General features: G+C 24.2%; 15 protein-coding genes. 10 read left to right on the top strand and 5 right to left on the bottom strand.

Annotation, left to right across the window (positions count from 1 at the left end; genetic code table 4):
- Positions 1-15: 15 nt before the first annotated feature.
- From RRG59_RS03030 to msrA, 4 genes are all read right to left on the bottom strand, one after another.
- Positions 16-2334 (bottom strand): putative immunoglobulin-blocking virulence protein, encoded by a 2319-nt coding sequence (locus RRG59_RS03030; protein ID WP_322902073.1) that lies wholly within the window; start codon positions 2332-2334, stop codon positions 16-18.
- Positions 2335-2405: 71 nt separating this feature from the next.
- Positions 2406-3119, bottom strand: coding sequence for a peptide chain release factor N(5)-glutamine methyltransferase (prmC, locus tag RRG59_RS03025; protein WP_322902072.1), 714 nt, complete (start codon positions 3117-3119; stop codon positions 2406-2408).
- Entirely contained in the window at positions 3119-4198 is a 1080-nt protein-coding gene (prfA, locus tag RRG59_RS03020) for a peptide chain release factor 1 (RefSeq protein WP_036430384.1), read from the bottom strand. Before prfA ends, prmC begins: the two co-directional genes overlap by 1 nt.
- 19 nt (positions 4199-4217) lie before the next feature.
- Complete coding sequence (gene msrA / locus RRG59_RS03015; protein ID WP_322902070.1) at positions 4218-4715, bottom strand: peptide-methionine (S)-S-oxide reductase MsrA; 498 nt, start codon at positions 4713-4715, stop codon at positions 4218-4220.
- Between the two features lie 127 nt (positions 4716-4842).
- On the opposite strand from msrA, the gene RRG59_RS03010 reads away from it, so the two are divergent.
- The 6 genes from RRG59_RS03010 (at position 4843) to nusG (ending at position 10664) form a co-directional block, all read left to right on the top strand.
- Positions 4843-5454: a hypothetical protein gene (locus RRG59_RS03010; protein ID WP_322902068.1), complete on the top strand. Its 612-nt coding sequence runs from the start codon at positions 4843-4845 to the stop codon at positions 5452-5454.
- Between the two features lie 73 nt (positions 5455-5527).
- Complete coding sequence (locus RRG59_RS03005; RefSeq protein ID WP_419198144.1) at positions 5528-8227, top strand: cation-translocating P-type ATPase; 2700 nt, start codon at positions 5528-5530, stop codon at positions 8225-8227.
- Positions 8228-8347: 120 nt separating this feature from the next.
- Entirely contained in the window at positions 8348-9598 is a 1251-nt protein-coding gene (locus RRG59_RS03000) for a restriction endonuclease subunit S (protein WP_322902064.1), read from the top strand.
- 82 nt (positions 9599-9680) lie between these two features.
- Positions 9681-9833: a 50S ribosomal protein L33 gene (gene rpmG / locus RRG59_RS02995; protein ID WP_322902063.1), complete on the top strand. Its 153-nt coding sequence runs from the start codon at positions 9681-9683 to the stop codon at positions 9831-9833.
- Positions 9833-10051 carry a preprotein translocase subunit SecE gene (secE, locus tag RRG59_RS02990; protein ID WP_036430519.1) on the top strand — a complete coding sequence of 73 codons (219 nt, stop codon included), beginning with the start codon at positions 9833-9835 and terminating at the stop codon, positions 10049-10051. Before rpmG ends, secE begins: the two co-directional genes overlap by 1 nt.
- Positions 10052-10058: 7 nt before the next feature.
- Positions 10059-10664: a transcription termination/antitermination protein NusG gene (gene nusG / locus RRG59_RS02985; RefSeq protein WP_036430517.1), complete on the top strand. Its 606-nt coding sequence runs from the start codon at positions 10059-10061 to the stop codon at positions 10662-10664.
- 51 nt (positions 10665-10715) lie between these two features.
- Here the strand turns inward: nusG and RRG59_RS02980 are convergent, their stop codons facing one another.
- Entirely contained in the window at positions 10716-12080 is a 1365-nt protein-coding gene (locus RRG59_RS02980) for an APC family permease (RefSeq protein WP_322900329.1), read from the bottom strand.
- 172 nt (positions 12081-12252) lie between these two features.
- On the opposite strand from RRG59_RS02980, the gene RRG59_RS02975 reads away from it, so the two are divergent.
- From RRG59_RS02975 to fmt, 4 genes are read left to right on the top strand one after another with little or no spacing between them, the layout of a single operon-like run.
- Positions 12253-12825 (top strand): dephospho-CoA kinase, encoded by a 573-nt coding sequence (locus RRG59_RS02975; RefSeq protein ID WP_322902062.1) that lies wholly within the window; start codon positions 12253-12255, stop codon positions 12823-12825.
- 43 nt (positions 12826-12868) lie between these two features.
- Positions 12869-13855 (top strand): replication initiation and membrane attachment family protein, encoded by a 987-nt coding sequence (locus tag RRG59_RS02970; RefSeq protein WP_322902060.1) that lies wholly within the window; start codon positions 12869-12871, stop codon positions 13853-13855.
- Positions 13855-14769: a hypothetical protein gene (locus tag RRG59_RS02965; RefSeq protein ID WP_322902058.1), complete on the top strand. Its 915-nt coding sequence runs from the start codon at positions 13855-13857 to the stop codon at positions 14767-14769. The genes RRG59_RS02970 and RRG59_RS02965 overlap by 1 nt, the downstream gene beginning before the upstream one ends.
- On the top strand, positions 14762-15613 hold the full coding sequence (gene fmt, locus RRG59_RS02960; protein WP_322902057.1) for a methionyl-tRNA formyltransferase: 852 nt from the start codon (positions 14762-14764) through the stop codon (positions 15611-15613). Before RRG59_RS02965 ends, fmt begins: the two co-directional genes overlap by 8 nt.
- Positions 15614-15657 lie beyond the last annotated feature (44 nt).

Here is a 15657-nt window from a genome sequence, read left to right as displayed (position 1 = left end):
AAGGTAGATTTTTTGTTATGTTATTACTAAATCGTCATCTGCACCAGAACTTCTAACTACATTAAATCCTGATAATGAATTAATTAGGTTAGTTTCTGTTGGATCTACTAAAATTTCTGTATTTGAATTAAATGTGTTATCGGATCAACCAAGTAATGTTCTTAAGTTGTTTATTCCACTACTATTTAATGAATGACCGTTTTCTTTTGCTTTTATTCTTATTTTTCTTGTAGTTTTACCGTTACTAAAGATAATTTTACTTTTTGGTCTTAAGTTAGGGTCTTTTTCTAAAATTTCATAGAATTGAGCATTGTTTAATTCATCAGAATCTATTTCTCAAACATCTGAATTATTATATAAAACAATTCTTGTTAATTTACGTACTTTATCTGGTCTTGTACCATCATTTTCTTGATCATAAAAGATTAAATTACGTAATGATTTAGCTGCCTTAATTCTTGATAAATCTAAACCAGTTGGATAACTATTTCCTGCATTATCTCTATCAGGATGATTACCTGGACCAAATTGTCCTTGGAATATTCTTTCATTATTTCTAGAGACATAGACCATTCTTAAACCATTGTTAATTCTTGTTGTATCTTCAATACCGTTTCAATCTGATTCATCAAATGAAATACTATTGAAATTAATACGAGAAAATGATTGAACACCAGGTAAATAGCCACCATATGAATTATAATCTAGTGTATTGACAAAATGAGTTTGTTTGAATGCTCAAGGATTAAATGAAAATCTTTCATCATTTGGATTCAATGAACTAAATAATGATAATTCATCGATAACTTTATTTTCAAGAGCAATTAAAGAAGATGTATTTGGTGATTCAAAGAATAATTCTAAAAATGGCAATTCATTAGGTAAAGCACTTAGTATCTCTTTGAATTTTTGAGTTGAATCTGATTTACCCATATTAGTTATTCTATAACCTGTAATAGGAATTTCTTTTTCTTTTAGTTTATTAATTAAAGCTAGTGTTTTACTATACCCACTTGGGTTAGAAGCATTTATTGAAACTAATACACCTTTATCAATAGAAGTTTTTGCTTTATTATCAGCATTTTTAGTTAATTCATATAATAAAATACCATCATTGTGATTTAAGTTATATTCTGGATTATTGTAGTATTCTGTTGATATATCCCTTTTTGTTCAACCAGGATAATTCCCGTTCCTAATATCCTCTGGGTTCCTTGATCAAACACTGTTTATACCAAAAACTCTCTTTTCTGAGTTATTACGTTCTCTTTCTGCAGTAACTTTATTAAATATAGGACTATATACTCTTGAATCCAATTTTCCATTTGCATCAATTATTATTTCGTTGTTATCTTCTGCTATATAATAACCATTTTCTAACTGTTTTTTTGCATTATCTGTTAGTTCAGTAAACTTTGTAAAATCCAAATATGAAATAATCGCTAAATAACTTAATTTAATTGGACGTAATTGACCATTTCTAGTTACATATTGATATATTCCTGAAATTGATCTTAATTGATTGTAATTAGCAACACCTTCTGGTAATAAAAACTCTTTAACTTTGTCTCCATTTTCTAATAAAGCACTGAATTTATCATATAAATGAACAAAGTAATCTTCATTTGGTCCTTTTAAAATACTATCATATGATTTTTCATGTAAATTAGGGTCCCTAAATAAAGCAAAAATATGTTGATTAGTATTAATTTGTCTATCTAGATTTTTTTGTCCATTTGCTATTGTTTTTTGTCTTGTTTCTTCTGTTACTTCTACACTTGTTACATCAGGAACTATTTCTGCATAATATGGTTTTCTATTTGTTATTCCTTTTTCAATATCAGATCTTAAATCTTTTCTTAAAGGAACATCTTTAACTTTAACTTTGATTGTGTAATTATCTCTTTCAATAACCACTTCTTTTTCTTTAGGTTTTGGAGTTTCAACTGGTTTTTCTGGTTGATTTTGTGGTTTTATTTCTACTATTGGTGAAACTTTAGGTTGTTCTATACGGGGTTTTTCAATTGGTTTTTCAGGTTCTTTAATAATAGGTTCTTCTTTTATTGGTTCAACTTTCGGAGGTTCAGGTAGTTTTGGTTCTACTTTTTTTTCTGGTTGTTTAATTCCCCTATCGAAAATAGATAAAACTCCACCATCTGCATTATCAATTGGAATTAGTGTTCCATTTTTGTAAGATGGATAATTGGAATCTTTACCTTGTCCTATTGATGAAGTGCTTTGATATAAAGTCAATGCAACTGATGAAGATGCAACAATAGTTGTGCCTGTTAAAATAGTAAAAAATTTATTTTTACGTTTCAAAATTTTATTCATAAATTTCTCCTACTTATTTTTTAACTATACATTAATATTATAAACTTTTATTATTAAAGTTTCATAGTAATTTATTTATAAGAAAAAATAACTATTCTGTCTTTTTTATTGATATCTTTGATTATTTTTATTTCATAATTATTTTTTTGTTGGTTCCATCAATTAATATGTTTAGGATTAATTTCAAAAAATATTTTACCTTCTTTAGTTAAGTATTGCTTTGCTTCTTTAATAATTTTTTCATAAAAATAAAGTCCATCGTTTTCTGCAAATAATGCATTATATGGCTCAAAATCAATAACTGATTTATCTAGTTTTTCATTAAAAGAAATATAGGGAGGATTGCAAACAATAAAATCATAAGTATCATTTATATTTTCGAATAAATCTGATTGAATAATTTTTACTGACAAATTATTTTTTAATTTATTAATTCTGCTTTGAATTATAGAATCATTTGAAATATCTGACATAGTAACTTCTGAATTTATAAAATGTTTTTTTAATGCTAAACCAATGAAACCTGAACCTGTGCATAAATCAAATATTTTTAGATTCGCTTCTTTTGGATAATTATTAAAAATTTCATAAATTAACTCTTCTGTTTCATATCTTGGGATTAAAACATTTTGTGATATATCTATAATAACATTAGCCATTTCAATATAACCAATTATTTTTTGAACTGGCATAGATTTATCTAATCATTCTTGTTCTTGTGTTGATAAAGTTTGTGGTAAACCATATCTTCTTTTTTCTAATAATAAAGTTTCTTTATTATGCACTAAATACCAGCTTCTTTTATTTTTTCGTTTTGCTCTTCTGTTAATAATGCTTCAATAATAGAATTTAGTTTACCTTCCATTATTGGACCTAATGAAGTTGAAAATGATATTCTATGGTCTGTAACTCTATCTTGGGGATAATTGTATGTACGAATTTTTTCTGCTCTAGCTCCAGAACCAGCTAGTTTTCTAAATTCTGATTCTTCTTGTTGTTTTTTTTGAATTTCAATATCATATAATTTTGATTTTAAAATTCTCATTGCTATTTCTTTGTTTTGAATTTGACTTTTCCCTTCTTGACAAGATACAACAATTCCACTTGGCATATGTGTTATTCTTACAGCTGAATCAGTTGTATTAACAGATTGACCACCGTTTCCACTTGATCTAAAAACATCAATTCTTATGTCATCTGATTTAATATCTATTTCAATATCATCATCTATTTCAGGCATAACAGTAACTGTTGCAGTTGATGTGTGAACTCTCCCTTTTGTCTCAGTAACTGGTATTCTTTGAACTCTGTGTACTCCTGATTCAAACTTTAGTTTTGAATAAGGTTTTTCACCTTTAACTGAAAAAGTAACTAAAGTAAAACCTCCTGATTCAGCAACTATTGAATCTAATAAAGTTGTTTTCATATCATTTTGTGAACATCACTTTAGATACATTCTATATAAATCACCTGCAAAAATGTTAGCTTCATCACCGCCAGCTGCACCTCTTATTTCAACTAAAACATCACGTTCATCATTTTCATCTTTAGGTAAAATCAATATTTTTAATTCATTTGATAATGATTCCATTAAAACTTCGTTTTCTTGTATTTCTAATTTTGCTAAACTTAATAATTCTTCATCTTTTTCTGTTTTTAATATTTCTTTAGCTTGTTTTAATGTATTTTCGCTTAATAAATACTTGTTAAATACAGTCACGATATCCTTAATAGAATTTATTTCTTTTGTAATTTTTGTGTATTTTTTTATATCAGAAATAATTTCTGGACTCATTGTTTGTTCTTCTAATTCAATATATTTTGATTTGATTTGCAACAAGGATTTATACATTGTTTGTTCCATAGTTCCAACTTTCTTTTTTTTATTTTAAATATTTTTCTGGTATTGAATATAAATTTATATGACAATAACCTTTTGGATTTTTCTTTAAATAATCTTGATGATAACCTTCTGCTTTTGTATCATCTGAAACAGGTAAAAATTCTATATAATTATCTTTTTGTTCATTCTTTTTAAATTCTTCATTTAATTGCTTGTATTCATTTAATAAACTTGAATCGTTTGTATAAAAACCAATTCTATATTGAACTCCTTTATCATTTCTTTGTTTATTTAATGAATATGGGTCTACTATATTGACAAATAACTCAAATATAGTAGATTCAGAAATTAAACTATCATCATATTTAACTTTTACCGCTTCAACATGACTTGAACCAAGACAAACTTCTTTATATGATACTCCTTCAAAACCACCATTTAAATAGTGAACTGAAGTTTCTAACACTCCTTTTAATCTATCATAGTAAGCTTGCACACCTCAAAAACATCCACCTGCTATATAAATTTCTTTAACCATTATATCTCCTTTGATTATTTGATATATCAAGAATTAAGACATAAAATATCTTAATATTAAACATATATATAAATATATTATAATTATAACATACAAAAATTTAATAATTTGATTAGTAAAGGTTGATATGTTAAAAAAAATAAATAAAAAATGATTAACAATAGCAGGAACAAGTTTATTTATTATTACAGCTGCATCAATTACAGCTGGTGTTGCTATTTCAAGTAAAAAAACTTCTGATGAAAAGAATGAAAACCCAGAATTAAATACAATCTATAAAAGTATTTCTGAAGTTATTAGAAAAGAAATAGATGATAAAGAAAAACCAGATGTTTTTTGAAATAAAGCTACTACTATTTATAAATCTGATGCTAACTTTGAAGAAAAAATTCAAAAACTTAATATGATAATGTCTGAAATAAAAAACACTATTATCGAAGAAATTAAACCTAAAATTATCAATAATATCAATAGATTAAAAAATCCAGAAGATAACACTGAATTCAGTATGCAAGTAAGAAATTTTTACACTAAAACACTTGATGAATTTTATAAAAATAAATACCTTGATCCATTGAAAGCACTAAGAAGAATAACTGGTTATATGAATAGAATTTATGAAAAATATGTAACTGCCGTAAGAGAAAATAATCAAGAGAGAATTTCATTAATACAAAGTTCATGAGAAAAATCTAAAGAAAAATATTCTGAATTACAAGAATTATTTAAACAATTATAACTATTTTAATATAGTTATTTTTTATACTTTTTTTTATATAATAAAAACATAAAATTAAGAAAGGAAAATTTTGATAAATAAAGATTATATAAAAAACAGAATAGGTTTAACTAATGAAGTTGCAAATAAACTATTAAAAAAAAATGGTTTAAATCAAATTAAGAACGAAAAAAAAGTAAATATCTTTAAATTATTCTTAAATCAGTTTAAAGACTTTATGATTATTTTATTATTAATTGCAGCTGTATTTAGTTTATCTGTTGCATTTTATGAAACATTTGGTAAAGCAGAAACTCCAAAAACACAAGATATTATAGTTTCCTTTGTTGAACCATTTATTATTTTAATAGTAATAGTATTAAACTCTTTATTAGGAACTTATCAAGAAATAAAATCTGACCAAGCAGTTAAAGCATTAGAAAAAAATAATGAATTATATGCAAAAGTTTATCGAGATGGAAAATTAATAAATATTCCGTCAACTGAACTTGTTATTGGTGATTTAATTGTTTTAGAAGCAGGTGATTTAGTTCCAGCTGATTGTAAACTTGTTGAATCGTTTAGTTTAGCTGTAGTAGAATCAGCATTAACAGGAGAATCACTACCTGTAGATAAAAAAGTTATTGATGAAAATGTAGAATCAAATAAAACTTTAGGAGATAGAAAATCAGAAGTTTTTGCGGGAACTCATATTACAAATGGTCGTGCTATTGCTTTAGTTATAAAAACTGGAAAAAATACTGAAATAGGAAAAATTAACCAATTAATCCAAGAACAAGAAGTAATATTAACACCATTACAAATAAAATTAAATAAATTAAGTAAGATTTTTGGAATCTTAGGTGTGTTATTATTATTTATAACTACAATTTTACAACTTGTATTAACTAACTCTTTTTCAGGAATATGAAATAATCCTGAAACTTATTCAAATTCAATTATTATCGGTATTTCTTTAGCAGTTGCATCTATTCCTGAAGGGTTGATTACATTTACAACAGTTCTTTTAGCTATTGGTGTATCTAAAATGACTAAAGAACACGTTATTATAAAGGCATTTCCTGCTGTTGAAACACTTGGTTCTACTAGTATCATTTGTTCTGATAAAACAGGAACTTTAACAGAAAACAAAATGAATGCTCAGAAATTTTTTGATGCTCAAAATAAATCAATTAAACCTTCTGATTCATTTGCTTTAAGTTGTTTAGTTGCTTGTTGTGATGCTTCTGTTTCTATAAATTCCAATAATGAATATATAGAAGTTGGTGATCCAACTGAAACTGGAATTTTAAGATATGGTTTAATGAATGATAATTCAGCAGACAAATTTTATAAAACTTATAATAAACTAGATTCCATACCTTTTGACAGTGATAGAAAAACAATGTCTGTGTTAGTTGAAAATATAAATAAAGAAAAAATGATTATTGTCAAAGGTGCTCCAGATGTTATTTTAAGTAAATGTATAAATAAAGAAGATAGGTATTTTGAAATAAATGAAGAATGATCAAAATCATCTTATAGAGTTATTGCTATTGCTTATAAAAATATAGACAAAGACAAAATAAGTATCGAAGATGAAAACGACTTAATTTTTCTTGGTTTAATTGGTATGATTGATCCACCAAGACAAAATGTCTTAGAAAGCGTTAAACAAGCAAGGCAAGTTGGTATAAAAACAGTTATGATAACTGGAGATCACTTAACTACTGCAATAGCAATTGCAAAAGAATTAGAAATATATCAAGATGGAAATCTTGCAATTAATGGAATGGAATTAAACAATATGTCAGACCAAGAATTAAAAGACAAAGTTAAAAATATTTCAGTATATGCAAGAGTAAATCCGATTGATAAATTAAGAATAGTTAAAGCATGACAATCACATAATGAAGTTGTATCAATGACAGGTGATGGTGTTAATGATGCAGCAGCATTAAAAGCAAGCGATGTAGGTATTGCAATGGGTATCACAGGAACTGATGTATCCAAACAAGCTGCTGATGTTATTTTAACTGATGATAATTTTGCTACTATAGTAAAAGGAATTAAAAGCGGGAGAGAAACATTTAATAGAATTAAATCAGTTATTTTAAATCTGTTAATTTCTTCATTAACTGAAATAATAGTAATGTTAGTTGGTTTATTTGTTTTTTCTTTTGTATTTAAAAATCAAATAAAAGAAAGTGAAATAATTATTCTGTCTGCTTCTCAATTACTTTGAATTAATTTATTAACTCATGGATTACCTGCTATTGCGCTTGGAATGACACCAACTGATGAAAATGTAATGTCTCAAAAACCATTGAACAAAAAAGATAGTATTTTTGCAAATGGAATGGGAAAAGAATTAATTATCCAAAGTTTAATTATTTCTCTTGCTTCATTACTATCTTATTTAATAGCAGCGTTAGTTGCTAGCAATAAAAATATCACTGGAGAAGATTTTATAAAAATAACTTCTACTTCAATGTTTATTGCTTTAGGAGTTGGTGCAAGTATTAATTCTATTAATTTAATGTCAAAAAACTCTATTTTTAAATGTAGTGTTAAAAAGTATAAATTAGTATATTTAGCAAGTTTATTCTCATTAGTTTGTGTTATTTTTGTTGCTTTTACTCCTGGAGTAAGGGAAATATTTAAAATGACTAATATCACAGAATTGAGTAATAATAACTTATATGATATAGCATTTTGATTACCTGCTTTATTACTTGGTTTTTTATTAACAATTTATAATGAAATAGTTAAGTTTTTTAAAAATACTTTTTAAAAAAAATAAAATTTAATTTTAAATATTCAAACAGAAACAACGTTGTTTCTGTTTTTTGTAAAATAAGAGAACTAATTTATAATGCTATAATTAAATTATTAAAAATAAATAAGGATAATTATGAAAAAAGTTTTAGTTCCAAAAGTTAGATTTAAAGGGTTTGGTGAAGAGTGGAAAGAGGAAAAATTGGAAAACATATATTCATTTGCTAGTGAAGGTGGTACACCTGATACAAATAAAGATATTTATTACAAACCTGGGTTATTTTATTTCACAAAAATAGAAGATATGGCAAATAAATATATATACAATACAAAATCAAAAATAAGTGAATTAGGACTGAAGAATTCATCTGCTTGAATAATACCTAAAAATAATATTCTTTTTAGTAATGGCGCAACAATTGGTAATGTGTCAATAAATAAGGTAGATTTATCAACTAAACAAGGAATTGTTGGAATGATAATAAAAAAGAAATTTAATCTTGAATTTATTTATTATCTACTTAAATCGGAAAATTTTCAAAGTAAGCTAGCAGAAAAAATAACAGTAGGAACTATACCAACAGTAGCAATTTTTAATCTTAAGAAAATAAAATTGTTATTAACAACAAACTCAATCGAACAACAAAAAATAGGAAAACTTTTAGACCAGATTTCTAATTTAATTACCTTAGAACAATCCAAACTCAATAAACTTAAGCAACTTAAACAAACTCTCCTACAAAAAATGTTCCCAGATGGTAATTCAAAAACACCTAGAATAAGATTTAAAGGGTTTGAGGGAGAGTGAGAAGAAGAGAAATTAGAAGAAATAGGACAAACATATACTGGTTTGTCGGGAAAAACAAAAAAAGATTTTGGTCATGGTAATTCAAGGTATATTACATATTTAAATATTTTTAATAACCCTATTGCTAATCTAAAAGGACTAGATAGAATCGAAGAAGATTGTAAGCAAAACAGTGTAAAGTATGGAGATATTTTTGTTACAACTTCTTCTGAAATACCAGAAGAAGTTGGAATTACATCGATTTGACCTTTTAAAGATAAGGAAAATATATATTTAAATTCATTTTGTTTTGGCATAAGGTTAAACAACATAAATAATTATTATATAAACTTCCTTGCATACAACTTAAGAAACAATGAACTAAGAAAATACATAGTTTTACTTGCTCAAGGTATTTCAAGATTTAATATATCTAATAGAAGATTTATGAAACTAAATATTCTATTACCGGATATTTCCGAACAACAAAAAATCGGAGACTTCTTTAGTAAGATTGATATACTCCTCAATCTTTACAATTCCAAACTCAACAAACTCAAACAAATTAAAGAAGCTTTATTACAAAAACTGCTCATATAATTTTATTTTAATTAAGATATAAAACTAATCACTTTGTTTTATATTCAATATATTAAACATCTTTTGTGGTAAAATTAGCATTATGAAAAATAATAATAAAATATCTATGGCCTGTAGTGAATGCAGAAGAAAAAATTACATTACAAATAAAAGTTTAGGTAATGTAAATAGAATTAATATTAAAAAATATTGTGTTCACTGTCAAATTCACACATTACATAAAGAGGAGGTTTAATGTCTAATAAAGAATTAATAAATAAAACAAAAGAGCCTCGTAAAAAAAGATATTGATTTAGAAAATTTATTAAAGAAATGAAAAGGGTTAGATGACCTGATACTCAAACTAATTTAAACAATTTAATAAAAATTATTATTTTTACTATTATTTTTACAATTTTTGTTTCTCTACTTACTTTTGGTTTTACAAAGTTATGAGAATTTATTAACATATAGGAGAACTATGAATAATTTTAAATGATATATGATTTCAACTGTTAGAGGGAAAGAAAAACAAGTTTTAGAATCATTGAATAATAGGATTGTAGCAGAAAACTTAACTCATGACTTTGATTTAAATGCAATACAAGATACAGGTGCTTTTAAAATGTTTTTAAGACCTTCTCTAACTGCAAAAGAAAATGAAAAAAGACTTAATGGACTTGATTATACAACTAGTTATATAAACTTATATCCAGGTTATATTTTTGTTAAAATGCATATGTCAGATCCTGCTTGATTTTTAATACGTAATACCCAGTATGTAACAGGGTTAGTTGGTTCATCAGGTAAAGGGGCAAAACCTACTCCTGTTAGTTCTTTAGAAATTAAAAAAATGTTTAAAAAAGAAGAACAAGCAGCAATTGATTTTCAAAACGGTGAAAATAACTTTGGATATACTAAAGGTGATATTTTAGAAATAATTGAAGGTTCATATAAAGGTTGAAACGGTATAGTAAATTCTGTAAACCATAAAAATAAAACAATTATTATGACAGTTGAAAAATACGGACAAAAAATTGAAGTCGAAATAAACATTACATCTGTTAGATTTGCAGAAAATGAATAGAATAAAAAAGCAACAATTTTAAAATTGTTGCTTTTGTTTTTCCTTATAAAACTAAGTATTTTTAACAATTATGGTCTTTTTAGACTTTCTTTTCTTAATAAAATAATATATACCTCATAAGATATAACCAACAAGCATAACTCCTAAATAACTAGGTAATAAAAATAAAGATTCAATTGTAAATTTCTCACCTACTAGTATTGGGAATAAATTTGATAATGTAATAAAAGCAATCAATAATAAAGCAATTATATAAACGATAATTTCTCAAATAGGTAATTTAAAATGTTTGTGTTTTAATGAGATTATTAAAATAGATAAAATAGTTAAAAAGTATTGAACTAAAAATACTATATTACCTGCATTTAAGATAAATGAAAATTGATCTTTGACTCCTAATATTATAGGAATCACTGTGAAAATAATCATAGAAATAAATGAAAAAGATGTTGATAAAATTAAAGCGTTTTTATATTCACCATTTTTAGATTTATGTGCAAATGTTTTTGGTATAAATCCATCTTCTGCTAATGGAACTATCATTCTAGCATAGTAAATATTTGATGATAATGTACTTGATATTCTATTAAATAAAGTACCTATTGCAAAAATTATTAAACCTGTAATTCCTAAAATCTTATTATATAAAATAGAAAATGTTAATGAACCTTTAAAAACTGATAAATCTAGTCCTAATAATAAAATATATAAAGTAAAATAAATACTTAAAACAGTAATAAATATTAGCATTAAAATTTTCTTGAATCTATTTGTTTGAACTTCTGCTCTAATTCCTGCTAGACCTTCTGCACCACCAAAAGAATAAATAAAGTTTAAAACTGATGTAGTTATTACAGAAACACTAATTTTATCAACTAATAAGAAATTATTTGAAAAATTATTAGTATATAACGATAAATATACACCAAATATAACTCCTAATATTATTGTACTTCATTTAATTATTGCAGATGCTAAAATAAACATCTTGGATACTTTAATACCAAAAGTAGTTATAACTGCTAACGTTAAAAAGAAAATTAAGGAAACTATTTGATAAATCAACTGGTTACCTTTATCAAATTCAGCTAGTAAATTAGAAAAAAACAAAATTGTTGTAGCTGAAAATAACGGGACTTGAGCAAATTGGTTTCATCCATTAAAAAATACTCATCATTTATTCTTTGATGCTTTTTTAGCATATACATAAGTTCCACCTAATTCTGAACTATATTCTTGTGAACCCCTTGCAAATGCTAAAATAACACTAAAACTAATGAAAGCAGTTAATGAAAAAATTAACATACCCCATAGTCCACGAGAAATAACACTAGTTATTGTTGCTAAAAAACCAAATCCAACAATATAATTTAATCCATATAAAAAAAATTGTTTTTCTGTTAATTTATTTTTCATAAATACCTTTTAAAAACATTATATTAAATTTTTAAAAATAAAAGTTATTATTTAAGTATTTTTTAACCTTTTTTATAACTTTTTTATTTTTTCAATTTGTTTTAAAAAACTTTTTTCAAATAACTTTATTATTAAATATTAAAAATTATAATTATTATAAATTGGAATTAATATGAAAAGATTTGCTATTGTTGGTAAAATAGGAGTAGGTAAAACCTGATTGCTAAATAAATTAAAAGAATTAAATTATTTAACTATAAATTTAGATGAATATATTAATAATTTATATTCTAATGATTCTGTATTAATAAATTTATTTAAAAATAAATTAGATAATTTTTTAATAGTTGAAAATAAAATTAATAAAAATAAGATAAAAGAATGGATTTTATTAGATAACAGAAATTTTAATAAAATTGAAAATATACTATATCCATATTTATTAGAAAAACTCAAAAAAGAAAAATATCATTTTGTTGAAATACCAATATTAAATACTGAAGTTGTTGATTTTAGTATTTTGTTTGATGAAATATGGAATTTAACCATATGTCCTAATTTTAGGAAAGAATATATTAAAACCCTTTCACTAAACAACCCAATTATTACTATATTAGATAAAAAAAATTCATATAATTGAAAAAAAGATGTTAATTTTAAAAATTTACCAATTGTTAATATTTCTAGAAGGAATAGAGATAATATAAAAAAAATTAATAAAATATTAGAAAAATATAATAAGTAATTTAAAATATAATTACACTCATAAATAGTTAGAAGGAATAAAAATGAAATCACTTAAGTTAGACTACAACAAATTTATAGTATCTAAAAAATTTAATATTACATATGATGATTTACATAACTTAAGACAATTTTACGGTATTTTCTTGGGAACTACTGCTGTTTGTTTATACCAATACTTAATTGATTTATTAAATGGTAGTTATGAATCAATTGTAGAATTTGATTTCAAAACTCTTGCACTGTTTTTAAATGTTCATGAAGATGAATTACAAATTGCTCGTAAGCGCTTAGAAGGTGCTGGGTTATTAAATACATACAAAGATAACAAAAAAGCACTAACTATTTTTGAAATACAAAAACCTATAAGTATTGAAGATCTACAAAAAAATTCCTTTTTAACAAATTTAATTGAAAGTAAAATAGGTGAAATTAACTTTAAGCGTTTAATTGATTCAAGAAAATTAAAATTATCTTCTAATTATGATAATTTTAATTACGAAGATATAACCACTGATTTCTTCACTATGTTCCAAAATGTATCTAAGTCATACATCAAAGAAATGGATAAAGATATTATTAAGAAAAGTGGTTCTACTTATATAAGTGATAATGAAGTAAAAGTTTATTCTAAAAAACAAAATTTAAATATCAAATTGGAAATAGGTAATATTCAATATAGCAACGAATATGAAGCGATCTTTAAACTAAGTGTTCAAGATTTCTTTAAACAAATAACAGAAAATAATTTATCTATGTCAGATTTAACTTTAATTGATTCTTGAAAATCTCAAATTTTCGATGAGAAAGTACTAAATTTAATTATTTATATTTCAAAACAAAAATACAAAACAGATAGATGGAAAAAAAGTGTTTCTATTTTAATAAAAGAAATTAATTCACAAAACTTGGTTAACTTCAGTGAAGTTGAAACTTATTTAGATGGTAAATTAAAAATGGATAGAAGATACTTACATATTTTTGAAACAAAAACTGTTTTAAAAAGATCATTTGAGTCTAAGGTTAATTAATGAATCGAAAAATTAATTTTCAATCACCATCTTTAAATTTTAAAAATATAAATAAAGCAAATTCAAAAAATGAAATACTAAATAAAATAAAAAGTGATTCAATTTTAGTTAAATTAATTACAAATTTAAAAATTTCAGACTCTGAAATTTTTTATCATTATACTGATTTACTTGAATACGCAAAAGAACAAAAAGAGCATGATAAACTATTTTATACTAATGTAAATAGAAAAAATGGTAGACTCGTTTTTTATAAAGTTTTAAATCAATATTCATCAAAAATTTATGATTATTTAAGAAATAACAATATTAAACTTAGGCATATTTCTCACCCAATTGTTGATATTCCTTATAATGAATTAAAATTAAAAAGTGATTATGAACTAGATATTATGGACTTTTTAAAAGAAAATAATATTGCTCTAATTTTAAATAACAAATTTAAAGGTTTTTTCTTATATGGTGATGCTGAAAGTTCAAGAAGCTTAATTTTATCAGCCATTGCTAATGATTTATCTTATTTAAATAAAACCGTTTCTTATTTAAATATAAATAATTTAGATACAGAGGTTAAATCACTATTAAACTCAAATAATTCAACTCAAGAAAGTAAAGAACTTTTAGACACGCTTACTTCTTTAGACATACTAATATTAGATGAATTAGGATTAAAAAAATATACTAATTGATTTTTAGAAAGTTTTATAGAACCTCTTTTATCTAAAAGATTTTTAGATAATAAAATTACTATATTTGGTTCATACTACACTTTAGACTTATTAAAAAATAACTTTTTTAAAGAAAATCATCTTGATAAAAACGGTAAATTAACTCCTCTAGGATCAAGAATATTTTCACTAATCAAAAGATTATCAAATGAATCATATATTTGAGTAGGTGGTTCCGATGAATAAAACTAAAATTGTTCTGCTAGGTACTCCTGAATTTGCTATTAAACCGTTTAAACAAATTATTGAAAATTTTAACGTTATAGCAATAATTAGTCAACCTAATAAACCCGCAAATAGAGGATATCAAATTCAAGAAACTCCTGTTGCAAAACTAGCTAAAGAATATGGAATTAAACTATATCAACCCAATAAAATATCAGAGATATATATCGAATTAAATGAGTTAGATTTTGATATTTTATTAAGTTGTGCTTTTGGTCAATATATACCAATGAATATTTTAGAACTACCAAAAATTGCTTCTATTAACATTCATGGATCTTTATTACCTAAATACAGAGGTGCTGCTCCTATTCAATATTCATTATTAAATGGTGATACAGAAACAGGTATTTCTCTTATATATATGACAAAGGAAATGGATGCGGGTAATATAATTTTTTCTGAATCTATACCTATTGAAAATACTGATACTTCAGATACTTTGTTTGAAAAACTATCTGAATTATCTTCTTTAAAAATAGTTTATTGATTAAACAAATTTATTTCAAAAGATTTTCAAGTAGTAATTCAAAATACAAATGAAGTTATTTTATCACCAAAACTAAAAAAAGAAGATGCTCTATTAACATTAGATTTGACCAAACAACAAGCATTTAATAAAATTCGTGCTTTTTCTAGCAATCCAGGTGCATATTTATATTTAAATAATAAACGTTTAAAAATATATTTAGCTTCTCTTAGTCAGATTAAAAATGCAATTGAATTAAAGTTTTCTGATGGTTCTTTATGAGCAATAGACTATCAATATGAATCTAAAAAAAGAATAAAAATTAAAATTGTATAAGGATTTAAATTCTTATACAATTTTTTATCTTAAACATATATAAT

Origin of the sequence: Mycoplasmopsis felis (genome assembly GCF_034647055.2) — a bacterium.
Lineage (GTDB): Bacteria > Bacillota_I > Bacilli_A > Mycoplasmatales > Metamycoplasmataceae > Mycoplasmopsis > Mycoplasmopsis felis.
This window is presented reverse-complemented; position numbering and strand designations above follow the sequence as displayed.